General features: G+C 57.3%; 1 protein-coding gene. It reads right to left on the bottom strand.

What is annotated here, in order from left to right; genetic code table 11:
• Window positions 1-536, bottom strand: a 536-nt coding sequence (locus tag ACYQ11_RS22115; protein WP_459926007.1) for a transposase, incomplete at both ends; no start/stop codon positions are given.

Below are 536 nucleotides of genomic sequence, written 5' to 3'. Positions count from 1 at the left end.
GCGACGAAGGCGCGGGATCCGATGATGCCCGAATCGGTGAAATAGCGGGTCCGGCTCATGAACCGGTCGGATTTTGTGATCTCATAATCTTTTTTACGTTCGGCCTCGACGATGGCCGAATCGATGGCCTTTCGCCGTTTTGTTCCGCCGGCATCCAACGCCCCCGCCTCGTACACATGACGGCGATAGCGCCGAAACCGTTCATTTTCATCCAAATGACCGAACTCAACCAACCCGAAGTCCGTGGACAGGAAGCCGTCCGCATTCCCGGTCTGACTGTGGTAGCCCAGCGAACACCAGCGGTAATCCTCGGGGCGCTTGACAATGCCCGCACGCACGGCGTTCAGGTCGATGTAGGCCAGACAGTGAACCAGCGTTTCGCCCTTTTCGACGATCACACTCTTGAACCGTTCACCCCAGAGGGTCCCCCGGCGGCCTTTAACCTTATTGTAGTAGCGGGAAAACGTCTGCTTGACTTCACGGATGAATTCCGAAAGATTCGCCCACTTGGCCCGGAAATGACCGATGCGGCCATC

Source organism: Desulfatiferula olefinivorans (assembly GCF_054657895.1).
This window is presented reverse-complemented; position numbering and strand designations above follow the sequence as displayed.